19 protein-coding genes are annotated in these 23,195 nt (G+C 54.6%); 3 read left to right on the top strand and 16 right to left on the bottom strand.

Features of this window, described 5'->3' with window-relative positions:
• The first annotated feature begins 31 nt into the window (after window positions 1–31).
• On the top strand, window positions 32–2,611 hold the full coding sequence (locus MWU39_RS06760) for an EAL domain-containing protein (protein ID WP_247159248.1): 2,580 nt from the start codon (window positions 32–34) through the stop codon (window positions 2,609–2,611).
• 57 nt (window positions 2,612–2,668) lie between these two features.
• Here MWU39_RS06760 and lpdA read toward each other — a convergent pair whose 3' ends face one another.
• Genes lpdA through MWU39_RS06780 form a run of 4 tightly spaced genes read right to left on the bottom strand, consistent with a single transcriptional unit; the run spans window position 2,669 to window position 6,210 of the window.
• On the bottom strand, window positions 2,669–4,081 hold the full coding sequence (gene lpdA / locus MWU39_RS06765; protein ID WP_247159249.1) for a dihydrolipoyl dehydrogenase: 1,413 nt from the start codon (window positions 4,079–4,081) through the stop codon (window positions 2,669–2,671).
• Window positions 4,082–4,111: 30 nt separating this feature from the next.
• A complete protein-coding gene (locus MWU39_RS06770; protein ID WP_247159250.1) occupies window positions 4,112–4,477 on the bottom strand; it encodes a hotdog domain-containing protein in 366 nt (121 codons plus the stop codon).
• 3 nt (window positions 4,478–4,480) lie between these two features.
• Entirely contained in the window at window positions 4,481–4,945 is a 465-nt protein-coding gene (locus tag MWU39_RS06775; protein WP_247159251.1) for a hypothetical protein, read from the bottom strand.
• The gene (locus tag MWU39_RS06780) at window positions 4,942–6,210 is read right to left on the bottom strand and encodes a pyruvate dehydrogenase complex dihydrolipoamide acetyltransferase (protein ID WP_247159252.1); all 1,269 of its coding nucleotides are present in this window, start codon (window positions 6,208–6,210) and stop codon (window positions 4,942–4,944) included. Before MWU39_RS06780 ends, MWU39_RS06775 begins: the two co-directional genes overlap by 4 nt.
• A 115-nt stretch (window positions 6,211–6,325) precedes the next feature.
• Here MWU39_RS06780 and MWU39_RS06785 point away from each other — a divergent pair, with 115 nt between their 5' ends.
• Window positions 6,326–6,772, top strand: coding sequence for a universal stress protein (locus MWU39_RS06785; protein WP_247159253.1), 447 nt, complete (start codon window positions 6,326–6,328; stop codon window positions 6,770–6,772).
• A gap of 15 nt (window positions 6,773–6,787) precedes the next feature.
• On the opposite strand, the gene rnr is transcribed toward MWU39_RS06785, so the two are convergent.
• The 9 genes from rnr to radA all read right to left on the bottom strand — a co-directional run bounded on the left by rnr (window position 6,788) and on the right by radA (window position 17,984).
• Complete coding sequence (gene rnr / locus MWU39_RS06790) at window positions 6,788–9,082, bottom strand: ribonuclease R (protein ID WP_247159254.1); 2,295 nt, start codon at window positions 9,080–9,082, stop codon at window positions 6,788–6,790.
• A 24-nt stretch (window positions 9,083–9,106) separates the two neighbouring features.
• The gene (locus tag MWU39_RS06795; RefSeq protein WP_247159255.1) at window positions 9,107–10,570 is read right to left on the bottom strand and encodes a M28 family peptidase; all 1,464 of its coding nucleotides are present in this window, start codon (window positions 10,568–10,570) and stop codon (window positions 9,107–9,109) included.
• A gap of 72 nt (window positions 10,571–10,642) precedes the next feature.
• Complete coding sequence (gene proS, locus MWU39_RS06800; protein ID WP_247159256.1) at window positions 10,643–12,187, bottom strand: proline--tRNA ligase; 1,545 nt, start codon at window positions 12,185–12,187, stop codon at window positions 10,643–10,645.
• Window positions 12,188–12,231: 44 nt separating this feature from the next.
• The gene (gene phaR, locus MWU39_RS06805) at window positions 12,232–12,816 is read right to left on the bottom strand and encodes a polyhydroxyalkanoate synthesis repressor PhaR (protein ID WP_247159257.1); all 585 of its coding nucleotides are present in this window, start codon (window positions 12,814–12,816) and stop codon (window positions 12,232–12,234) included.
• A gap of 64 nt (window positions 12,817–12,880) precedes the next feature.
• Entirely contained in the window at window positions 12,881–13,942 is a 1,062-nt protein-coding gene (gene alr, locus MWU39_RS06810; protein WP_281501084.1) for an alanine racemase, read from the bottom strand.
• Window positions 13,929–15,569, bottom strand: a complete 1,641-nt coding sequence (locus MWU39_RS06815) for an MFS transporter (protein ID WP_247159259.1) — start codon at window positions 15,567–15,569, stop codon at window positions 13,929–13,931. Before MWU39_RS06815 ends, alr begins: the two co-directional genes overlap by 14 nt.
• 53 nt (window positions 15,570–15,622) lie before the next feature.
• Complete coding sequence (locus MWU39_RS06820; RefSeq protein ID WP_247159260.1) at window positions 15,623–16,063, bottom strand: iron-sulfur cluster assembly scaffold protein; 441 nt, start codon at window positions 16,061–16,063, stop codon at window positions 15,623–15,625.
• Between the two features lie 4 nt (window positions 16,064–16,067).
• Window positions 16,068–16,607, bottom strand: a complete 540-nt coding sequence (locus MWU39_RS06825; protein ID WP_247159261.1) for a CvpA family protein — start codon at window positions 16,605–16,607, stop codon at window positions 16,068–16,070.
• Between the two features lie 9 nt (window positions 16,608–16,616).
• On the bottom strand, window positions 16,617–17,984 hold the full coding sequence (radA, locus tag MWU39_RS06830; RefSeq protein ID WP_247159262.1) for a DNA repair protein RadA: 1,368 nt from the start codon (window positions 17,982–17,984) through the stop codon (window positions 16,617–16,619).
• 70 nt (window positions 17,985–18,054) lie between these two features.
• Between radA and MWU39_RS06835 the strand changes: the two genes are divergently transcribed.
• Window positions 18,055–20,373, top strand: a complete 2,319-nt coding sequence (locus MWU39_RS06835; protein ID WP_247159263.1) for a patatin-like protein — start codon at window positions 18,055–18,057, stop codon at window positions 20,371–20,373.
• On the opposite strand, the gene MWU39_RS06840 is transcribed toward MWU39_RS06835, so the two are convergent.
• The 3 genes from MWU39_RS06840 to dnaJ are packed head-to-tail and all read right to left on the bottom strand — an operon-like array spanning window position 20,374 to window position 23,131.
• Entirely contained in the window at window positions 20,374–21,264 is an 891-nt protein-coding gene (locus MWU39_RS06840; protein ID WP_247159264.1) for an MBL fold metallo-hydrolase, read from the bottom strand. It abuts the gene before it with no gap.
• A 58-nt stretch (window positions 21,265–21,322) separates the two neighbouring features.
• Window positions 21,323–21,964: a DUF6445 family protein gene (locus MWU39_RS06845; RefSeq protein ID WP_247159265.1), complete on the bottom strand. Its 642-nt coding sequence runs from the start codon at window positions 21,962–21,964 to the stop codon at window positions 21,323–21,325.
• Window positions 21,965–21,982: 18 nt separating this feature from the next.
• Window positions 21,983–23,131 (bottom strand): molecular chaperone DnaJ, encoded by a 1,149-nt coding sequence (dnaJ, locus tag MWU39_RS06850; protein WP_247159266.1) that lies wholly within the window; start codon window positions 23,129–23,131, stop codon window positions 21,983–21,985.
• Window positions 23,132–23,195 lie beyond the last annotated feature (64 nt).

Raw genomic sequence — 23,195 nt, forward strand, 5'->3', positions numbered from 1 at the left:
CTTACAGGGGAGCAATAAGATGAGAAGGTTTGTGAAAACACACGCACTCCTTGCGTCTGCTCTTCTGGTAGCGACGCCGGTCAGTCTTTTCGCGCAGAATACCGGAACAAGCTCAGCATACGAAGAGAGCATCACGGCTGCAAAGTCGCAGATGATGGGGAATTCGGCAGCTGCATTGGAAGCAGCACGCGAAGCTGAGCAACAAGCGGGCACTGATGGAACCGAGAGCGCCCTCGCGCGATTGACTGCAAAGTGGTTGCAGGGTGAAGCGTTGATGCGCCTCAACCGCGCCCCGGAAGCTCAAAAAATTATCTCGGCGGCTCTTGAAGAAGTTGCCGAAATAGCACCGGAAGATAAGCTGCACGCGGATCTATTGCGTTCGCAGGCTGGTTTTCAGGCCGCAAACAGCGAATATGGTGAAGCGTTATCAAGCTTCCAGATGGCGCATGACAGGTACAAAGCTCTAGGCGAAGCACGCAGTCAGGCGATTGTTCTTCAGAACATGGGCTCGCTCTATTCAGACGCGCGCGACTATGAACGCGTTCTGAGCTATTACCGCGAAGCGACGAGCGTCTTTCCGGAAGACACTGCTCTGTCGCTCTCCGCGCACAACAACCGCGGCAACGCTCTTAAGGAGCTCGGCCGATATGACGAAGCTGAAGAAGAATTCAAGCTGGCGCTTAGCCTCGCAGGAACGATGTCGAGCGCTATGCTTGAAGCGAGAATCCTCACAAACATCGCGTCGACTCAGTTCCTCAACGGCCAACTCGCAGCAGCCGAGCAAAGCATCAATCAGGGCATGCGTCTAGCAGAGCGTGACGCAGCTGATTGGCTGCCATTCTTGCACGGCGTTAAGTCGCAAATTGCATATGAAGACGGCCGGAATTCGCTCGCTCAAGTCCATATGGGCCGCGCGTTTACAGGGCAAGATTTAGAGAAAACATCTCCGTATTTTCGTGACTTTCATGAAACGGCCTATCGGATCTATTCCGAAAGCGGGAACTACCGGCTTGCCGCGCAGCATATCGCGGCGTTCAATCGGATCGATAGTCAAGCGCGTGATCTGTCCGCTCAGGCCAACAACGCCTTGCTTGGCGCCCGTTTCGACGCAGAGAATAGAGAACTGCGGATTTCCAAGCTGTCAGCCGAGAAAGAGCTCAACGAAGCTCAACTTACGACCGCGCAGAACCAGAATCTCCTGCTTTCGACAATTGTCGCTCTTGTTATTCTCGCGTTCTTGATTGCGCTGGCAGTCCTTCGGACCGTGAACCGCAACCGAGCGGCGATAACTGCGGCAAACGAAAAACTCACTTACGTGACGCAGCATGACAGTCTGACTGGCCTGTACGCGCGTGACTATTTCAGAAGCCTTCTCGACGAAGAAGCTGATGCTTGTGAGCGTGATGGCAATCAAGGCGTCCTGATGCTCATCGATCTCGATCGATTCAAACAAGTCAATGATGTGTTCGGTCATGCGGTTGGAGATGCACTGCTTACCGAAGTTGCGCAGCGTTTCCGCGAATCCGCAGGTGAACGAGCCGTTATTGGCCGCCTCGGTGGTGACGAGTTTGGCCTGTTTCTTCCGCACCCAAGCACTCTTGAAGAAGCGGCAGAAATCGCGAACGCGATCATTGCGCGTGTCAGTGAGACATTCGTGACAGAGGACAAAGAGATTTCCGTTGGCGCCTCAATCGGAATGGCCGAAATTGGCCGCGACGGGTCCTCAACCAGTGTCCTAATGACCAACGCCGACCTCGCTCTCTATGAAGCGAAAGACCGCGGCCGCGGTATGCATGTTAGCTATCGTCAGGCGATGCGCGGACAATTGGAAGAGCGCGCACTGCTCGAACGCGATTTGAAGAGCGCGCTTGAGCAAGGTGAAATTTCCGTGTCGTATCAACCGATTGTTGCAAACGATGGTAAGACAGTTGTTTGTCAGGAAGCCTTAATGCGCTGGAACCATCCAGAGCGCGGCGCGGTTTCACCTGAAGTGTTCATTCCTATCGCCGAAGATGCGCTGCTCATTGAACCACTTGGTGAATGGCTGCTCCGGCACGCCTGTCACGAAGCGGCGGGTTGGACGGACGATGTAAAATTGACCGTGAACGTTTCGGCGTTGCAGCTCACCCACCGCGGTTTCCTCAGCACTGTGGTCGAGGCGCTTGCCGCTAGCGGTCTTGCGCCGGAACGACTGGTGCTCGAGATTACCGAGAGCATCGTTCTTGAAATGGACGAAGAGCTTGAAGCGCGGATCCGGAGCCTCACCGATCTCGGAGTGTCATTCGCGCTGGATGATTTCGGACGTGGTTATTCGTCACTGAACTACATCGAGAAAATGCATTTCTCGATGATCAAGATCGACCGCGACTTTGTTCAAGCCGCAAGCTCGGGCTCACTCAAAAGCCAGGCTATTGTGACAGCGATTGTTTCACTCGCAGATTCGCTTGATATGGTCGTTACAGCCGAAGGCATCGAAGCAGATGAGCAAGCTGTCGCTATGCGCGCGCTCGGTTGCACCTGCTTCCAAGGATACTTCTACGGTTCACCAACCGTCAGCACGATCAACGAGAGCGATGCCGCCGAAGAGAGCAATGCGCGCAAAGTAGCCTAATGGACACACGGTGCGGGCGCGGCGGCCCACTCTGTCACATCTTCTACCCTCACCAATCTAGAAATGAAGCGCACGGCCATAGGCATCGAGCACGCTCTCATGCATCATTTCGGATAGGGTCGGATGAGGGAATACTGTTTGCATCAGCTCAGCTTCTGTTGTCTCAAGGGTTTTCCCAACCGTATAACCTTGGATCAGTTCGGTAACTTCTGCACCGATCATATGAGCGCCCAAAAGCTCACCCGTTTTCGCATCGAAAACCGTTTTGATGAAACCTTCCGCTTCTCCCAAAGCAATCGCTTTTCCGTTGCCAATGAAGGGGAAGTTGCCGACTTTAAGCTCGTATCCCGCTTCTTTCGCTTTTGCTTCTGTCAAACCGACGCTCGCGATTTGCGGGTGGCAATAGGTACAACCAGGGATCGCGTCTCGGTTCAACGGATGCGGGTGTACATCCTTGTTGCCCAACTCTTGAGCAATGGCTTCAGCGCAGGTCACACCTTCATGGCTCGCCTTGTGTGCGAGCCATGGGCCTGGTGTGCAATCACCGATGGCCCAGAGACCTTTTGATTTGGTCCGACCGAATGGATCGATTTGGATAAAGCCACGATCCATCTCCGCGAGTTTATCAAGGCCAATATTCTCAGTGTTAGGTTGAATGCCAATGGCCGTGATGACGTGGCTGAATTCACTAGTACTAACCTTGCCCGCTTTGTCCTTGATTTTTGCCGTGACGCCCTTGGCTCCGACCTTCAAATCTTCGACGCCGGCGCCGGTCATGATGGTCATGCCTTGTTTGGTCAGGCTCTTTTCCAAGAACGATGAAACGTCAGCATCTTCGACGGGTACGACGCGGTCCAGCATTTCCACGACCGTCACATCGACACCCATGTCGTTGTAGAAACTGGCAAATTCAATTCCGATTGCACCAGAACCGATCACCAGCAATTTGCTTGGCATTTCTGGTGGCACCATTGCGTGGCGATACGTCCAAACCCGCTTACCGTCCGCGGGTGCGAACGGCAAATCGCGTGCGCGGGCACCTGTCGCAACAATGACATGCTTTGCTTTGAGCTTTTCCTCGCCCTTGTCATTTTTGACCGTCAACGAGGTTGGACCCGTAAGCGTCCCTTCCCCCATGTGCACGGTGATCTTATTCTTTTTCATAAGGTGACCAATGCCCTGATTAAGCTGTTTGGCGACCCCGCGGCTACGCTTCACAATGGCATCCAGATCGGCCTCGATCGTACCAGCCACCTTCAACCCATAGGAAGCAGCCTGATCCATATAATGCTTGATTTCGGCCGAGCGGAGGAGTGCTTTGGTTGGGATACAGCCCCAATTGAGGCATATGCCGCCCAAATTCTCACGCTCAACAATCGCAGTCTTCAATCCAAGTTGCGCACAGCGGATTGCCGCGACATACCCGCCGGGACCGGACCCGAGAACTACGACATCATAACTGCCTGACATTATTCAAATATCCCTTTTGAACTTCTATCTTTAACTGACTTCACGCGGGCGATCATCGTCGTCCAGCATTACAAATTTGAAAGTGCCTTTCGACACTGTGATAGTCGCTTCGCCATCACGCTCGCGACCAACTCCCTCAGCTTCGATTGTAAGCGAAGTTTTGCCCTTGGCGATCACTTCACAATACACACTTAGCTCATCACCCAGTTGCATCGCTCCGGGAAATGTGAAGTCAGTGGCATGAACGACCACTGCCTTGCCCTTCCCTACCCGGCTCGCTAGCGAACCTGCACCGAGCGCCATTTGCGCCATAAGCCAGCCACCGAAGACACCGCCGTACGGGTTAAGGTCGGTTGGCATCGCAGTGACGCGAATTTGCGGATCGCGGACTGCCATGATTTAACCAGCCACCAATTCGATGAAGTTTTCACTCACCCACCCTGATTTGCAGGGCCCTTCGTAAATCCGCTTTGAGTTGACTGGAGAACCAACACCGCAGTCCACCGGCGTTTCGCTTTCAGGTGCGTAAACCACCCCGATCCAATTGCCGACCTGCTGACACATCGACACCCCTCGCCCAGGACCGAGCCGGTCGATTTCCTCTGCACTACCCGAAGGTGCTCCGCGCACAGATAGATAATTGTCTCCCCTGGGGTTCAGATTTGTAACGCGCCCAAATCCTGCACAGGCATCGAAGCGCGGACCGTCAAAGCCGATTTGAACTGGACGGGATGGTGCCCCGGATTCAGTTGTTCGAGCCGTTGGAGGAACGCCATCGCGATCATAATCGTCAGGTGCGCACCCGCCAATCAACATGACCGCCGGGATCACGCAGAAGAATGATCGACGAAGGCTGTTGCTCAAACCACAAGCCCCATTGGGTTTTCGATCAGGCTTCGGAATTGATCGAGCAGTTTTGCGCCGTCGACGCCATCAATAGCCCGATGGTCAAAGCTACCAGTAACGCTCATCACTGTTGCAACCTGCAATGCGCCGTCGACTACGTAAGGGCGTTGTTCCCCGGCACCTACTGCCAGAATCATACCCTGCGGTGGATTGATTACGGCATCGAACTGCTTGGTGCCGAACATACCAAGGTTGGACAGTGAGACCGTTCCCCCCTGATATTCGTGCGGCTGAAGCTTGCCCTCGCGCGCTTTGCCGGCAAGCTCTTTCATCTCCTGAGAGATTTCGGCGAGACCCTTCCTGCCTGCATCCCGAATAATCGGTGTGATCAAACCCGATGGTGCAGCCACAGCGACCGAGACATCTTCGCGCGAGTATTGATGCATTACGTCGCCTCGGAAGCTGACATTGCACTGCGGCTCGCGTTGAAGGGCGCGGGCCAATGCCTTGATGATCAGATCGTTTACCGAAAGCTTGACGCCGTCTGCTTCCAGCGACGCGTTAAGCTGTTTGCGCAGGGCCAGAAGTGGATCGAGACGCACGTCGACTGTCAGATAAATGTGCGGAATTTCCTGCTTCGCTTCCGTCAGGCGGCGCGCAATGACTTTTCTGACATTGTTGAGCTTCTGTTCTTCGAATGGCGCGTCAAATTCATTTGCAGCTTGGGCCGGAGACGCTGCTTTCGCTGGTGCTGCCGATTTGGGCGCCGCTGCCGATGCATCAACACCTTCGACGTCCGCTTTGACAATCCGTCCGTGCGGGCCGGTGCCGCTGACCGATGCAAGGTCGATCCCCTTTTGCGCCGCGATTCGCTTGGCCAAAGGTGATGCGATGACCCGATCGCCCGCACTGGCTTGAGCAGGAGCCGGTGCCGGCGCGGCTGCCGGGGCGCTTTTGGCTTCAGCAGTTGAAGTGTTTTCGGTGGCTGCCGGTGCAGCAGCAGGCGCGCCCGTTGGCAGGCTTACATCGCCAGCATCTTCGCCATCTTCTGCGAGCATCGCGATAACCGTGCCGACCTTCACATTCTCTGTGCCTTCATCCACGGCGATCGCCGCAAGGACACCTTCGTCTACAGCTTCGAATTCCATCGTTGCCTTATCGGTCTCAATCTCGGCCATAATATCGCCGGACTGAACAGTATCGCCCACTTTCACCAACCACTTGGCGAGCGTCCCCTCTTCCATAGTTGGAGACAAAGCAGGCATCTTGATTTCAATGGCCATGGAGTAATCAATCCCTCGTTTGGCAGTTCCGTAACGTCTCTGGCGAATCCACAGCCTCGGGACAAGGCCTTGCATACGAAACCATTTGATTGGATAGCCTTCTCAGGAGACTTTAATGCGCACATTCCTTGTCGTCACTGATGAAAGTGAAGAAGCGCGCGCCGCTTTGCGTTTTGCTGCGCGCCGTGCGGTGGCGGTCGATGGCGCGGTGCACATCCTGGCTTTAGTGCCACAACAAAATTTCAGCGCCTTCGGTGCAGTTCAGGCCACAATCGAGCAAGAGGCGCGGGATCGCGCAGAGATGCTGGCGCATGGTGTCGCGGGTAACCTTCTTGCCGAGAGCGGCATCATGCCAACAATTTCGGTGAAAATTGGCAATGGGCAAAGCATCCTAAGCGAGTTTCTTGAATCCCACAGTGAGGTTGCTGCACTTATTCTCGGCGCGGCAAAGGCAGGATCACCGGGTCCTCTGGTAACGCACTTTTCTGCGCATGCTGGCCAACTGCACTGTCCGCTTTACATCATCCCCTCAGACTATGACGAAAGCGAAGCCGATCATTGAGCGCAGGCTGATGGCTTATTTCCGTTTTCCCTGATGCCGAATATTGCCCGGACGACCGCGCTTACCTGATCGGAATTTGCCTTTTTTGGGTCCGCCACGACTTCCCGAACTTCGATCATAGCGTTTTGTCCGCTGCTCGATCGGATTTCCATCGCTATCGACGGGAACAAATTTCAGAGCACCAGTAAGCGCGTTCGCTTCATCCAGCTTGAGCTCGAGCCGATCGCCGGAAGCGTACGTCTTGCCAGTGTCGACACCTACAAGCGTTTGTGCGGCTTCATCGTGACGGAAATACTCCCCGCCTAGACTTGAGACCGGAACCAAGCCATCACCGCCCAAACCGACAATGGTTGCAAAGAAGCCAAAGCCCTGGACTCCAGTTATCCTAGTTTCAAATGTCTCTCCAACCCTGCCCGAAAGCCAGGCGGCGACATAGCGGTCGACTGTGTCCCGCTCTGCCTCCATTGCGCGCCTTTCAGTCTGGCTGATCTGGTCAGCGATTTCCTGAAGGCTCGCTCGGTCTTTATCAGATAGTCCGCTGGTATCGGGAAGCGATCCTGACGGTTTCGGCTGCTCCAGTTTGTACGCATCAACCAAGGCGCGATGGATCAAAAGGTCTGCATAACGGCGAATGGGAGATGTGAAATGCGCGTAGGAATCTAGCGCAAGGCCGAAATGCCCAGAATTTGCAGGGCCATAATACGCTTGCATTTGCGTGCGGAGAACAGCCTCCATGATTTGTGCTTTGTCAGCTTCTTCATCGATATCAGCAAGCATCGCGTTGAAAAGCGACGGCTTAATCACCTGGCCGAGCGCAAGTTTCTTATCCAAAGTCGCCATGTAATCGCGCAGCGCGATCAGTTTTTCACGGCTCGGCGTTTCGTGGACGCGATAGACAACGGGCGCCGTTTTCGCCTCAAGCGCTTTGGCCGCTGCAACGTTTGCTGCAATCATAAAATCTTCGACCACACGGTGCGCGTCCAAGCGCTCTCGAACGGCGATTTCTTCAATCTTACCAGCATCGTTCAAAACCACGCGGCGCTCGGGCAAATCGAGATCAAGCGGTTCACGCTTGGCCCGTGCATCAGACAGAGCATGCCAAGCATCCCAAAGGTTTTTCAAGTATTCCGGTGGGTTGCCCTTATCGATCGACGCCTGCGCATCTTCATAAGGAATGTTGTGATGGATACGCACAATCGCTCTGGTGAAGCGAAACTTCGTGATTTTCCCGCCTTTGCTTATGTGAAGATGGCAGGCCATTGCAGCGCGGTCTTCATCTTCACGCAGTGAGCAAACATCTGCCGACAAAATCTCTGGAAGCATCGGTACGACCCGGTCAGGAAAATAGACAGAGTTCCCGCGTTTGCGCGCTTCCTTATCCAACGCACTTCCAGGCCGGACATAGAACGAGACATCGGCAATCGCGACCAATGCGTTGAAACCGCCCTCCCCATCAGGCTCTGCCCATATCGCATCGTCATGATCGCGCGCGTCGGCCGGATCAATCGCGACAATCGGCAAATGCCGGAGATCTTCGCGCCTCTCACTCGATAATGGCAACTGCGCGGCACGTTCCGCTTCGGCATGCACGGCCTCAGGAAAAACATTCGGGATTCCATGCTTTGCGATCGCAATCAGACTGAAGCTTTTCGGAGCCAGCGGATCGCCAATCACTTCGATCACGCGAACACCTGCGCGTTCACTTCGGCCAATGGGCTCCGCGAGGACCAGTTGTCCAGCCTCCGCTTCTCCAGTGTCTTTGATCGGAGCAGATTGGCGAACTCTCTTGTCAACGGGGGCGAGCCAGGCCTTCCCGCCACCGTCGATCTCGACAACCCCCATCATACCCTCTGTACGAGCGGGTAGCTTCTTCATGGGATGGGCGTGCCATCCGTGTTCGGTTTCTTCTGTCCGGGCGAGAACCCGATCACCGCGCTTCAATGCAGGCGCGCGCTTTCCGCCCCGGCCCTTCAACTCTTTTACTGTAATTCGCGGTGGCTTCCCCGGCGCTTCGGATGACCAATTGTCTGGTTCTGCAATTGGCTCACCGTCTTCAATTGCGACAATGCGAAGAACAGTAACCTTCGGAATTCCGCCCATTCGGTGATAGGCCGTCTTCTTTCCATCGATCAGCCCTTCCTCAGCCATATCTTTCAACAGCTTCTTTAGGCTGATCTTCTCCTGCCCCTTCAGGCCAAAGGCCTTCGCGATTTCGCGCTTACCCGCAGGCTTGTCTGAGGACTGGATAAATTCTATCACCTGCTCGCGGGAAGGCATCCCGGCAGGACGGTTCATTTGTCGTTTGGCCATATAGCCTCGCCTATGGACGAGTGCTTACTCGCTGTCACCTTCGGGCTGCGTTACCGGCTTGAAAGCTCCACCAGGAACCGCAGTCGAAATTGGTGAGCAATATTGGCCATTGCATGCCGCGATACCAAAGAACCAGTCATCACCTCGAACTCCGGTGAGTTTCACCTTGAAGTTTCCATCAGCAATTCGCATCGCGACTTCTTCAAAGATCACTTCCCCATCGATTCTGTAGGTGTCGTCGCGCTCCCGATAACTGGCCGGAATATGATTTACCGAAAGCGCAGGGCCTTCAGGCCAATTACTTTCATCTGTCGGGCGCATGTAGATTTGATATGTTTTCGTGCCCTCGACAGGATCCCATGACAGCTCCGTATATGTCTTGACCACAGCATCTGCATTAAGCGCAGGCGGCATGGGAGCCATCGCCAGCTTGTGCAGCGCACGCACATTCAGTTGCGACGCGCGAGTAAGGTATTCGAAATCCAGCTCATCAACGGTATCACCGTATTTCACACCATCTTCGGTGCGCAAATCCTGATGCTGGTGATCATAATCTTCAACTGAAACGGTAATCCTTACTGCCGGATAACCCTTGTCGAGAAACGGAATTTGATCTCCACCACGGCCCATGCGGTCCGTCCGCCATATTTGTCGGACTTGCATACCATCCGGCTGTTCTTCCGCTAGCCGATCCAGCCAGCGCGAGAGGTTGCGTCCTGGCGAGTCATTCTCTCCGCCAAACCGGCGTTGGCGGGCCCTAAGACGCTCGGTCGAATCCGCTCGCAAACCTTCCGAGAAAACCCGAACGTGTTTTGCATCGCAGTTTCCGTCCGATCCGCATGAATTGCCGATCATATCATTGTTGAGCACCGCCTTCACGGTCATGCCCTGCTCTTCCACCCAATCGGCAAGAATACGCGCGCCATAAAGGCCCTGCTCTTCCCCGGTCAAAAGCGCGTAGATGATGGTCGATGGATACTTCTGTTGAGACAGAATGCGCGATGCTTCTAAAATCATTACGCTGCCCGAACCGTCATCATTCGCGCCGGGAGCATCATCAGTGCCATTGAGAGGATCGGTGACGCGGCTGTCGTAATGCCCCTGTACAATTATGACTTCGTCAGGGCGTTCCGTTCCTCGTTGGATCGCTACAGCATTCCGGACGAGCGTAGGCTGAGGAATACGGCGACCGTCCGCTTCAATGACGCGCTCGACAGATTTTACTTCAAAACAATCAGCGCAAGTCGCCCCGATCCGGCGGAATTCGTCCAGCGCCCAATCTACAGCAGCTCCGACACCGCGCTTCGGATCAGTTTGAGAAGACAGTGTATGCCGCGTTCCGAATGAGACGATTTTGTCCATGTCAGCACGCAGCCGCTCTTCTGATACCTCCTCAGCAAGGACGTCACCTGTCGATGGTTGACCCTGATCATCGGCGGAAAGTGGCACCGAAACAAGCGCGGCGAGAATTGCGAAACGTTTAACCATGGAAACGTTGTTGCGCGGTAGAACAAGAATAACAAGCCTACACACAGTTCGATTTCCACTCAGCCGACTATCCTAGTAAGCGCGCGCAATCAGAATATGTTCGACAGCTGGTTCACCTGTGAAAATGCACTCACCGTCAGCAGGTGCGCTGTCACGTGGCACGTTCCGGATCGTCAGTTTCTCTTCCTTGAGCTGTTCAACCACTTTCTCAAGCGCTGCGCCAGAAGGTTTGGACCACTGGACTTCTACCCAACCAGGATACTTGCCGTTGCTTGCGTAGAAATCGGTAACATCACTCCAGGCAGTAACACCGCGCGTAATGTTCGCATCACGCCGGTCCCGAGCTTCTGCGAATAGGTTACTCTGGATGTCTTCGAGAAGGTCACCGATCCCGGCGATGAATTCATCACGAGCTGGGAATGAATTGGCCAGTTTGCCGGTTTCAATATTCCAAAGCTTGTCACGGCGAATGGCTGCGACTTTACCATTTTCCATATCGCGCGGGCCAACCTCAATAACCACAGGAGCGCCCTTACGCACCCAGTCCCAACGTTTGGCCGATGCTTTGCCTGGTGTCTTGTCGAGGAAAACGCGCACTTTTTCGCCCATGGCAAATTGCGCGGCTATTCCGGCACGCACTTCTTCGCAATACGCAAGCGTCGCTGCGTCTTCAGGTTTGTCACGCAGCATAGGCAAAATGACGACCTGAAACGGCGCAATGCGCGGAGGCACGCGTAGTCCATCATCATCGCCGTGGGTCATAATGACTCCGCCAATCAAACGAGTCGATGTTCCCCAACTTGTTGTGTGACAATATTGCTGGGTACCTTCGCGATCTTGATACTGGATGCCAGCAGCCTTCGCGAAATTCGTCCCGAGATAATGCGAAGTACCCGCCTGAAGCGCTTTGCCATCTTGCATCATCGCTTCAATCGACCACGTTTCATCCGCACCCGGGAAACGCTCATTCTCTGGCTTTTCGCCAGCGACAACTGGCAGAGCTAGATCCTCCTCGGCACAGGCACGATACATTTCCAATGCACGGTGTGTTTCTTCGAGCGCCTCTGTCTTATCAGCATGGGCAGTGTGCCCCTCCTGCCAAAGAAATTCGCTTGTTCTCAAGAACATCCGCGTACGCATTTCCCAACGTACAACGTTTGCCCATTGATTGGTCATGAGTGGTAGATCACGCCATGACTGTGTCCAACGCGCCATGGCATCGCCAATGATTGTCTCCGACGTCGGACGAACAACCAATGGTTCTTCAAGCTTTGCTTCGGGATCGGGTATCAACCCGCCCTCTCCATCGGAAATCAAACGGTGATGAGTGACCACTGCCATTTCCTTCGCAAAGCCATCCACATGGCTGGCTTCGCGCTCGAAATTTGCGAGCGGAATGAAGAGCGGGAAATAGCAATTCTGGACACCGGCTTCTTTGATCCGGTCGTCCATCAATCTTTGCACCCGTTCCCAGATACCGTAGCCCCAAGGCTTGATGACCATGCAACCACGGACACCCGATTCTTCAGCCATATCAGCGGCGCTGATGACTTCTTGATACCACTTCGCGAAATCGTCTTCGCGTTTCACGTTCATGGCGTGACGAATGTTGGACACGTCTGGTCTATTCCTAATGTAAATTGATTGAGTGACTGTCCGGGCTATTTGCCAAGCTCGTCCAGCTTCTTTTGCATTGCGGCCATTTGATCTCGCAAAGCGGCGATCTCTTTGTCGGAAGTTTTGTCGGCCGGCGGTTGAGTGGGCTTCACCGCGGTGTCTTTTCTTGCGCCTGGGATCAACGTCTCGGCGGCAGCGCGCATCAACGCCATGTTGGTTTCATGTATCGCGGCGAGCGGATTTGCGGACATTCCTTTGTCAAATGCTTCGCGTATCTTTGATTGGTTCTCGCGGAAATTGGTCATGCTCGCCTCAAGATAAGACGGCATAAGACTTTGCATCGAGTTTCCGTACATCCCGATCAACTGACGTAAAAAGCTCACGGGCAACATTTGGCCGCCGTTCGATTCTTCATCCATGATTATCTGGGTAAGGATCGAATGAGTAATGTCGTCGCCAGACTTGGCATCAAGAACCTGAAAGTCGATATTCTCGCGCACCATTTTCGCCAGATCGTCGAGGGTTATGTAACTCGAAGAGCTTGTATTATAGAGCCGCCGATTGGCGTATTTCTTGATGATGATTGTATCACCAGTGCCTGTGTCAGAGGCGTTTGCTTTGCGTGCCATATCGATCCCAGATTTTGTTGCTGGGTTCGCTTAGCACCTGCACAATGTGCAGTGCAACAACGCGTTAGCGGCCGCGCAACCGCTGCCCAAGTACGGTTAGCAATTCATATTGGGAAACAGAGCTTTGCAGCGCAGCATCAGGCAAATAAAATGGTACTTTCAACCAGTCCCCCTCCGCCAAGTCAGGAGCTCCGGCTAGGTCTACAACGATCATATCCATCGATACTTTGCCTAACACTGGCAGTTCGCGGTCCTCGTGTTGCAAGGCGAAGCCTTTGCCTCTCGCTCTTAGAAAACCGTCCGCGTATCCGAGCGAGACAGTGCCCACTCGCATTGCGCGATCAGCAGTGAATTGCGCATTGTAACCAACACTATCGCCATCCGTAAGATTCCGCACCTGAATGATGGCCGCTTCGATATGGGCAACTTGCCGGATAGTACCTGAGAACTCTGCACGCGGAACACCCCCATAGAGGGCCAAGCCCGGCCGCGTCACATCGAATGCATAATCCCCGCCGAGTGCAATTCCCGCGCTGTTTGACAGGCTCAGCCGCCTATAGCCAATCTTTGTCGCTGCCTCCCTAAAGGCCGAAAGCTGACGGTCATTCATCGGGTTATTCTCGTCTGCACAAGCAAGATGCGACATCATGCAATCGATTTCGAGGGATTGTAGGACAGTTTCCGAAAAATCCGATGCCGATACACCGAGTCTATTGATCCCAGTGTCGACCATTAGATGACAGGCACCGCCACGATGTTCGCTCCAACGCCTCGCCTGCTCTAGCGAGTTGATTACGGGCCGCACTCCAGTTGAGAGCGCAAACTCCACATCCTGACTGTTCATCGGGCCGTGCAAGACAGCAATCTGGCCAGGATCAACATGGTCCAGCAAAGCTGTTACTTCGCTCCAGTGGGCAACGAAGAACGTGTCAGCTCCGGCATCGCGAAGGACCGGCACACATTTATCCACCCCTAGCCCGTAACAGTCTGCCTTTACAGCAGCGCCTGTTGCAGCTGCAGCCGACATTCCATCAAGTGCACGCCAATTTCCCGCCAACGCATCAATATCAACTATTAGGCGATGCGCTGGTGCGGGTGAAGTCGGTCCAGTCTCAGCCTTGGACATCGTCGGAGAAATCTGTTGGAGGTCCGTCGGGCAATCCCCACCATGCGATGACCACGCCGAATGCCACTACGGCCCAAGTGTACCAAAGGCCGGAATAGACGTTGCCAGTGCTCGCCACGATGATCCCCGAAATAAGCGGGAGAAACCCACCCAGATACCCAGCACCAATATGATAGGGTATCGACATCGAAGAATATCGGATGCGAGGCGGGAACATCTCTGACAAGAGCGCGGCAACCGAGCCATATGTGAGCGCAGAAAGCACGCCCAACGCCATCAACATCGCGATAATGCCTATGATGTTGGCGAGAGGGGGCACATGACGGGTAAAGTCAAAGCCCGATTGTGATAGAGCAGCCTGCAGGCCATCGCGCCGGGCATTCCCGCTTTCCAACCACTCAGGCGCAATCTCTACAACTTTCCCGCCGACCGTAATGCCAAGGGTGTCACCATCAACGACTGTATACGATACCCCGCTTGAAGTGAGACTGCCCAGCATTTTGCCGCAGTTGCTCTGCTCACGATCAAACAGGTCCGCGAAGGGATCTGTCACGCACTCAGGACCAGTAACGACAACAGGGTTCTTTTCCGCTGACTCAGCCAAGGCGGGATTGGCAAGACTGCCCATTGTCCAGAAGATTGGGAAGAGTAGCGCCAATGAGGCAAGCGCACCAATGATGATTGGCTTTTTCCGCCCGACCCGATCCGACCAGCGACCAACCACCAGATAGAAGCTCATAGATAGAAGACCAGCGATCAACAGGATGATCTCAACCGTCAATTCATCAAGCCTCATATCCCCCTTAAGGAACGATAGGCTTGAGAAAAACGCTGTGTACCAGATGGTTGTCAGAATTCCCGCCACACCAAACAGCGCGACAAAAATCCGCTTCTTGTTGCCAGGATACGTGAAGCTCTCAATAAATGGGTTGCCAGACGTTTCACCCGCTTCTTTCATAGCTTTGAAAACCGGGCTCTCGGACAGCTTGAACCGCATCCACAGCGAAATGATCAGCAGTAGAATCGACAACAGAAACGGAACGCGCCAGCCCCAGGAATTGAAGTCGTCTTCCGGAATTACAAACCGGCAGAGAAGAACAACGATAATCGATAAAACAAACCCGCCGACCACGCTGGCTTGAATGAAACTGGTATAAAAGCCGCGCTTCTCAGGTGGTGCGTGCTCAGCCACATAAATCGCTGCCCCGCCATATTCACCGCCGAGGGCGAGGCCTTGCAGCACACGCAAGAAAATGACGATGATTGGGGCTATCACTCCGATCTGATCGACGGTTGGGATCAGTCCCACACCCGCCGTCGCGATACCCATAAGGGTAACCGTCACAAGGAAGGTGTATTTCCTCCCCAACCTGTCGCCGAGAAAACCAAACAGAATCGCGCCGATTGGCCGGAACGCGAAGCCGACCGCGAAAGTCGACCATACAAGAAGCAATCCGAGCGTATCGTTATCAACGTCGTAAAACGCGTCTTTCAGGATGTATGCAAGCGTGCCGTAGATAAAAAAATCATACCATTCGAAAATCGTTCCGGCACTCGATGCACCGATTACGAGTTTGATTTCCTTGTCCGTCGGCTCTCGATCAGCAAGCGCTTGTGCTTCTGCCATAATCCCCGTCTACCCTGATTATGCCTGTCTCTCGCAGGCCGTTTGAAGTAGCTTCAGTAGCTGCTGGAGCCCGTAGAGGAAAGCGCCTCGATTGCCGCTCTCCACGGCAATAGAACTGCCTCGTGACGTCCGGAGTACGGCAAAGCTGGAATTAGAGCATCTATCATTGGCCAGTCAGGCAGGTCGCCTTCCTCCGACAACCACCGTTCGATTTGTCCTAACGCAATGGTGAGGTCACTAATCGGTGTATCCTGAATGCCTTGTGCGAAGATTGCCGCTGAGCTCTGGCCTACTGCGCAGGCAGATACTTGCATTCCGACGCGAGAAATCCGCCCTTCTGCCGAACTCAGACCGATCTTGACCCTGCTTCCACAAGTTCGCGAACGCGCTTCGGCATAGGTTTCAAAGCTATCGTTTAGGGGAAAGTCCGCCAGCGACGTTGCTAGGGCTAGCAATTTCGGAGAATACAGTTTCGCAGCTGAACCATCAGCCATTGATCTAATTTTCCGGATTGTTCGCTTCTGCCGCTTCAGCTTCGCCTTCAAGCTGGGCGCGACGTGAAGCAATCATCTGAACAAGTTGACGAGAAAACGTATCCGCCGCCGGATATGTGCGTGCCTGCGTCACCCAAGTTGGGCGGCCTTGGAAACCCCAAACAGTGTCAAAGCCGAGAACAAGGATCGAGAATGCAAAAACCACGATCAGCGCACCTTTGACAGCCCCAAAGCCAAAGCCCAGTAGTCGGTCAATCGGGCCTAAAATCGAATTGCGCGATGCTTCACCTGCGTTGGACGCAATAATCCGCATGGCGGCATATGGTATGAGCAATAGCAGCACGAACGCCAGAATCGGAGTGGCTGGTTCCGCATTGTAAACGCCGCGAAGCGCCTCTGTAAGCAAGCCATGGAGATAATAGACCGCAAAAGCGGCCAGAATCCATGCAGCCAATGAAAGGACCTCTTGCACAAGGCCCCGCATAAAACCGCCAATCGCCGCAAAACCGACGAAGAGCAGCACGATCACATCAAACAACGTCATAGAGCGGGATTATTCGCTCCCCATCACTTGGTCAACGAGATTGGCGAGTTGTCCCAAACCGCGATATTTGAGTTTGGCTGAGCCGACCTTGGCATCGGACGGACCGTAGCTAGAGGTGAACCCTAGTTTAGCTGCCTCGCGCAAACGCAGGTCAGAATGCGCCACGGGCCGGATTTCACCTGAAAGCGACACTTCACCAAACCAAGCAGCCTTATCAGGCAGCGGTTTGTCAGCCAGTGCCGACACGAGTGCAGCTGCCACCGCGAGGTCAGCTGCAGGATCGGTCAGTCGATAGCCACCTGCAATATTGAGGTAGACCTCTGCAGAACTAAAATTCAGGCCACACCGCGATTCCAAAACGGCCAAGAGCATCGCCATGCGTCCATTGTCCCATCCGACAACAGCACGCCGGGGCGTGGCTCCCGATTGCAATCGCACAATCAGCGCCTGTATCTCTACAAGGACTGGCCTTGTCCCCTCCAACGCAGGAAATACCGAGCTCCCGGCCAATGGTTGGTCACGTCCGGATAAGAAGAGCATTGATGGATTGGAAACTTCTTCCAGCCCTTCGCTTACCATCGAGAAGACACCAATTTCGTCAACCGCTCCAAATCGGTTCTTAAGCGCCCGAAGAATACGGTACTGATGGCTGCGTTCGCCCTCAAAGCTCATCACAACATCGACCATGTGTTCCAGGACACGTGGCCCAGCAATGTTGCCATCTTTCGTCACATGCCCGACCAGCACCAATACGGTACCTTTTTCCTTGGCAAAGCGGATCAATTCCAGCGCACAGCCACGCACTTGGCTTACCGTTCCTGGTGCGCCTTCAATCGTGTCCGAGTGCATTGTCTGGATTGAATCGATAACCAACATGGCAGGTGGTTCACCTTCACCAAGTGTGGTCAGAATATCTCTAACCGATGTTTCTGACGCAAGCCTGATAGGTGCATCGGCAACTCCCAACCGACTAGCTCGGAGGCGGACCTGCCCAGCAGCCTCTTCTCCGCTGACATAGACAACATCATTGCCACCGCGCGCGATTGTCGCTGCGGTCTGTAGTAACAAAGTCGATTTCCCGATGCCCGGGTCGCCGCCCATCAAAACAGCCGAACCAGGTACAAGCCCTCCGCCCAACGCGCGGTCGAATTCGGCGAGGCCAGTCGATTTGCGAACCGGCAGTGCAGTTTCGCGATTGAGAGGGATAAACTCGATGCCCCTCCCGCCCCGGGAAAGATCATGCTTCTGTGAAAACACCGTCGCTGGGGCATCCTCCACCAGCGTGTTCCACTCACTACAATCACCGCACTGGCCCTGCCATCGTGGTGAAACCGCGCCACACGACTGGCACACATACCTTTTTTTACTCTTAGCCATAGCAAGGGAATTAGCAGAACATTTGCAGAACGCAATTGCAAAGCTGATCAATCCACGTCAGAGAAAACTGATGCGCCAAAAGGAACTTAGACTAGCTCTCATCTGTTACGGCGGCGTATCACTCGCCGTGTATATGCATGGTGTCACCAAAGAGATTTGGCATCTCGCTCGAGCAAGCAGGTGCTTCCATTCACCCGAAGCAGGCAACCTGAACGGTGTCGCCCACGTCTACCGCGATTTCTTGAAAATGATTGAGGCCGATTGCGGTCTCAGGCTTCGGGTTCTGCCAGACATCCTAACCGGCGCGAGTGCTGGCGGCATCAATGCCGTATTTCTTGCCCAGGCCATTCAGTCTGGGCAATCGCTTGAGCCCCTAACTGACCTGTGGCTTGAAAATGCCGACGTCAGCGAACTCACCGACCCCAACGCCGAGCCAATGTGGCGCTATGCCAAATTCTGGGCTCAACCAATTGCAGACTGGTTCTTAAAGCGACCGGGAAACGCAGTAAGCGAGAGCGTTTCCCCTGAAACCCGCGATGAAGTTCGTCACAAAGTCTCACGGCTCGTACGAGGGCGTTGGTTCAGCCCTCCATTCTCCGGTGATCGGTTCTCAGCGATGCTTTTCGAAGCGCTTGATAGCATGGCCGCAAGCGACCTTGGCCCTTCGCTGCTGCCGGATGGTCACCCGATTGACCTTTTTGTCACGGCAACCGACTTCCGTGGCCATTCGGAAATGCTACGCCTTAACTCGCCGCCTATTGTTGAGGAAACCGAACATCGCATGCCGATAGGTTTTCGCACTATCGTACACAGTGGCGATGACGGAGCTTTGGCGGACCCGCTCGAACTCGTCACAGCTGCCCGCGCTACCGCAAGTTTCCCAGGTGCGTTCCCTCCCCTCGTTATTGACGAAATCGATCGTTTGGCGGCGGAAAAGGGGAAACATTGGCTTTCGCGAGGCAGTTTCTTGTCACGCATTATGCCTATGCATGTTCGGGATGGAACGATCGACAACGTTGCGCTTATTGATGGTTCTGTCTTGGTAAACGCTCCATTTGGCGCGGCCTTAGAGGCGCTAAACAATCGCAGTTCGCAGCGAGAGGTTGATCGCCGATTTATCTACATCGAGCCACGGCCGGATCGAAGCCGTGCAGTGGGAGCCAAGCCCGACCAGCCTGTCGGATTTTTCGGAGCCATTTTCGGCTCGCTTTCTACAATTCCAAGAGAGCAGCCTATTCGGGATGATCTTGAGCGGATTGAGAAACAGTCTCGTGATGCAGAGCGGCTTCAACGTATTGTAAAAGGCCTCCGCCCAGAGATTGATCGCGCAGTCGAGAAGCTGTTCGGTCTCACGTTCTTTCTTAACAGCCCCACTCCAAAGCGGCTTGGCAACTGGCGCGCGAAAGCTCAGCAGGCTGCTGCTGAAAATGCTGGTTACGCTTTTGGTGCCTACGCACAGACGAAATTCACGGCGATTGTCGATCGGCTCGCAGAGCTTACCCATGCGGCTGCCCCAGAACTGTCGTTGGCAGATAATAGCCTGATCGCTGAGGTTTTGCGACGCGCATTGATCGAAAGAGGATTGCAGGATCTCACCGAAGAAGGCGGTGGCGCCAGTGAGCGCGCAATCGCATTCTTCCGAGCTCATGATGTTGGTTTTCGAATTAGGAGACTCCAGCTCCTTGCGCGGCGGCTTGCTCGCGATTGGGAAACGGATCCTGAGATCCCAGATGATGCGCTGGATCTGGCGCGAGGCAAGATTTACGAGATACTGGGTCTTTATAACCGCGCAGATGATAGCGCACTTGCAAGCGATGAATTCCGCAAACTCGCGCGGGATGTCTTGGAGAATCCGGGCGCCGTGCTGGATTTTCTGGAGACCACCAGGCTTCTCCCGGAAAACGACCTGGAAGCGGAACGGATGCTGACAGAAGCGCTGGATGCGATGCCGAAAAATCTGAAACGGCGGATGTTGCTCACATATCTCGGATTCCCGTTCTATGATGTTGCAACGTTGCCGTTGGTGCAGAGCGACCGGCTTGCCGAATATAACCCGGTGAAGATCGACAGGATTAGTCCAGACGATGCGCGGTCGATCCGTGAAGGCGGCACCCAAGCGACTTTACGTGGGATTGAGTTCTACAATTTTGGAGCGTTTTTCAGCCGCGCATACCGCGAAAATGACTATGTTTGGGGCCGGCTACATGGGGCAGAACGCATGATCGATTTTGTCGCGTCGACGGTAGAGGCTGGGTTGCCGGACGCCACAATACGGCAATACAAACGCGCCGCGTTCCTTGCGATCATAGACGAAGAGGCCGAAATTGGTCGCTGCCGAGAAAGTCTGCTCAAAACAATTCGGACCGAAGTGGTCGATCGGTTTGCCTGATTAGGCTTCGATGCTGTTCCAGATAGCAGTGACGAAAGAATCTGCGCTGATAAATCCCTCGCCGCGTGCAAAATCAGCGAACGGCTTGCTTGCCTTTGCATCTTCAACACTCATGCCTTGGGCGTGAAGCGCCTCAACACGTTTAACGGCCTCACCCATCATCTCTCGATATGCAACCAATTCAGACTTGTTCGACATCGGGCCGTGACCGGGAATGACCTTCGTATTGTCGTCAATCATCGCAATCACGACATCGAGCGATTGCATCGCGGCGTATACATTGCCGCCTGAAGCCACATCGATGAAAGGATAACCTGGGATCTTGAAGTAAAGATCGCCCATGTGAATGACATTCTTGTCTTCCCAAACTACGACGCTGTCACCATCTGTGTGGCCGCCACCAAGGAACATCAGGTTGATCGTGTCACCGTTCAGGTGAAACCGCATACCTTGACCATATGTGACTACCGGAAGCGCCTCTTTGGGTGACGCAGGAGTTGTACGGGTCCCGCGCTGTTGTTCGGTCGACATGCGCACGCGGACATTGTCATGAGCAAAGATGGTTGCTCCGGTCTTGCCGAAATGTTCGTTGCCGCCGGTGTGATCGCCGTGCCAGTGCGTGTTCACAACGTACTTTGCCGGTGTCGCGCCGAGATCCGAAACAGCGGCCTCGATCTTGCTGGACAAAGGCGCAAACTGATCATCGATCAGGACCGTTGCATCCTCGCCGAAACTGACACCCATGTTCCCGCCAGCGCCAAACAACACGGCAACACCCGGGGCAATTTCCTCAGTCTTTATCTCGACATCATCGAAATTTCGCTGCGCGATCGTAGGACTTGCGACCGCAAGGGCTGCTGCAGCAAATGAAATGGCGGCGAGACGGTTCATTATGTGGCTCCTATTCAAAATGGGAAGTATACAGCGTCTGCAACTCTGTCGAGCGCAGTTAGCCCGCACGTGCAAAGAACAGTAGCATGACCAAGCGTGCATCTTCGCCGGCCTGACCAAAGCCGGGTGCTGCGTTGTGAAATTGCCATGGTGAGAACAAGAGCAGCCGGTTGAACCGCGCTGGCACACGCATTGTCCTCTCCCACTTCGCAGGCAAGGTAGTGTCCGTATTGACCACCCCGTCTATCAACGCATTGATGTCCGGGTAACCAGCGGCGCTAATGCCGGACGCGTCTTGAGGAACAGCTTCCAATCCAGTCCGCTTATGGCGGAAAAAATCGGTGCCGCCTGCGATTGGCTTGGCACAATCTTCTGGGCGGGAAAGATAGAGAATACCCGAATAGAACGCCGGATCGATATGGACGCCACTTTTGCCCTTGTCGCCCTTTCGCGTCAGCCGGCAATGCCCGTGCTGCGTTCCCTTAGCACCTGTAACTTTCACTCCCAAAAGACGGGAGACGCTCGCGTCCAATGCTTCCGTGTCGAGCGGCGAGCCCGAATTTAGCCCGGGAAAGCTCCCGTTCTGCGCAGAGGCATCGTAATCGAGCGCAAGCGCTTCACGCCGCGCGGCCCACGGGTCTTTCAAAAAGTTGTCGATGATGGTGATCGCAGGCAACACAATGCGCGCCGTTCTATTCACTCATCGCCAATTGGCAAGCTAGCTACCGAATGCGTCCTTAAGTTTGCTGAAGAAGCTGCGGCTCTCAGGGCACTCATCGCCTGTTTCGGTTTCGCGGAACTGCTCGAGGATTTCTTTTTGTTGGCGGCTGAGCTTGGTCGGCGTTTCAACTGCAATCTCGACAACCAGATCACCGCGGCCACGCCCTTGTAGAACTGGCATACCAGCTCCCCGAACCCGCAACTGTTTGCCAGATTGGATGCCTGTCGGAATATCGACTGTGTTGGTTGATCCATCAAGGTCAGGGATGTCGACGCTACCGCCAAGCGCAGCAGTGGTGAAACTGACCGGGATCCGCGTGGCCAAGGTTGTGCCTTCGCGCTCAAACACAGCATGCGGCTTCACATGGATGAAAATGTAGAGGTCACCTGGAGGTGCGCCGCGCTGACCAGCCTCACCTTTGCCGGAAAGTCGAATACGCGTTCCGGTATCTACACCCGGAGGTATCTCAACCGCGAGAGCTTGAGCACGGTCTACGCGCCCTTCGCCGCGGCAATCACCGCATGGGTCTTCGATTACTGATCCACGTCCGGCGCATGTAGGACAAGGGCGCTCTACAACGAACAAGCCCTGCTTTGCACGCACTGCGCCTTGACCATGGCAAAGATTACATGTCCGCTCTCCGGTCCCCGGCGTCGCCCCTGAACCTTCGCAAGTTTCGCAGCTTTGCGAGACTTCGATCTCAATTTCGGTTGATTTGCCGTCGAATGCCTCTTCGAGCGTGACCTGCATATCATAGCGAAGATCAGCACCGCGGCGTTGCTGCTGGCGCGCACGCCCAGCTCCGCCACCGCCAAATGCGCTGCCAAATATTGTCTCGAAGATATCGCCTATATCTCCGAAATCGGCCTGACCTGCGCCACCGCCAAAGCCGCCACCACCGCCGCCATTCATGCCCTGCGTGTAGGCATCATGGCCAAAGCGATCATAGGCAGCGCGCTTCTGTGGATCTTTGAGGCACTCATAGGCCTCGTTGCAGGCTTTGAACTTGGCTTCAGCCTCAGCATCATCCGGATTGCGGTCCGGGTGATATTTCATCGCCACTTTGCGATAGGCGCTTTTCAGCGTCGCGCCATCCGCATCGCGGGACACTTGGAGCAGTTCATAAAAGTCGGTCTGGGTAGCCATCAGGTCCTCGCCCGTCGCAAAAACCATCCGCCGCCAGCGCAGATTGCACCAGCGGCGGCATAGT

It is taken from the genome of Erythrobacter sp. F6033 (assembly GCF_023016005.1).
Taxonomy (GTDB): Bacteria; Pseudomonadota; Alphaproteobacteria; order Sphingomonadales; family Sphingomonadaceae; genus Erythrobacter.

Bases quoted from the DNA above. Each gene is read 5' to 3' on its own strand.
- MWU39_RS06815 (WP_247159259.1), bottom strand. From the start codon at position 15,569: ATGGCAGAAGCACAAGCGCTTGCTGATCGAGAGCCGACGGACAAGGAA.
- MWU39_RS06840 (WP_247159264.1), bottom strand. From the start codon at position 21,264: ATGAACCGTCTCGCCGCCATTTCATTTGCTGCAGCAGCCCTTGCGGTC.
- rnr (WP_247159254.1), bottom strand. From the start codon at position 9,082: ATGGCCAAACGACAAATGAACCGTCCTGCCGGGATGCCTTCCCGCGAG.
- radA (WP_247159262.1), bottom strand. From the start codon at position 17,984: ATGGCTAAGAGTAAAAAAAGGTATGTGTGCCAGTCGTGTGGCGCGGTT.
- MWU39_RS06770 (WP_247159250.1), bottom strand. From the start codon at position 4,477: ATGGCAGTCCGCGATCCGCAAATTCGCGTCACTGCGATGCCAACCGAC.
- MWU39_RS06825 (WP_247159261.1), bottom strand. From the start codon at position 16,607: ATGACGTTGTTTGATGTGATCGTGCTGCTCTTCGTCGGTTTTGCGGCG.
- alr (WP_281501084.1), bottom strand. From the start codon at position 13,942: ATGTCCAAGGCTGAGACTGGACCGACTTCACCCGCACCAGCGCATCGC.
- dnaJ (WP_247159266.1), bottom strand. From the start codon at position 23,131: ATGGCTACCCAGACCGACTTTTATGAACTGCTCCAAGTGTCCCGCGAT.
- lpdA (WP_247159249.1), bottom strand. From the start codon at position 4,081: ATGTCAGGCAGTTATGATGTCGTAGTTCTCGGGTCCGGTCCCGGCGGG.
- MWU39_RS06820 (WP_247159260.1), bottom strand. From the start codon at position 16,063: ATGGCTGATGGTTCAGCTGCGAAACTGTATTCTCCGAAATTGCTAGCC.
- MWU39_RS06780 (WP_247159252.1), bottom strand. From the start codon at position 6,210: ATGGCCATTGAAATCAAGATGCCTGCTTTGTCTCCAACTATGGAAGAG.
- MWU39_RS06785 (WP_247159253.1), top strand. From the start codon at position 6,326: ATGCGCACATTCCTTGTCGTCACTGATGAAAGTGAAGAAGCGCGCGCC.
- phaR (WP_247159257.1), bottom strand. From the start codon at position 12,816: ATGGCACGCAAAGCAAACGCCTCTGACACAGGCACTGGTGATACAATC.
- MWU39_RS06835 (WP_247159263.1), top strand. From the start codon at position 18,055: ATGCGCCAAAAGGAACTTAGACTAGCTCTCATCTGTTACGGCGGCGTA.
- MWU39_RS06795 (WP_247159255.1), bottom strand. From the start codon at position 10,570: ATGGTTAAACGTTTCGCAATTCTCGCCGCGCTTGTTTCGGTGCCACTT.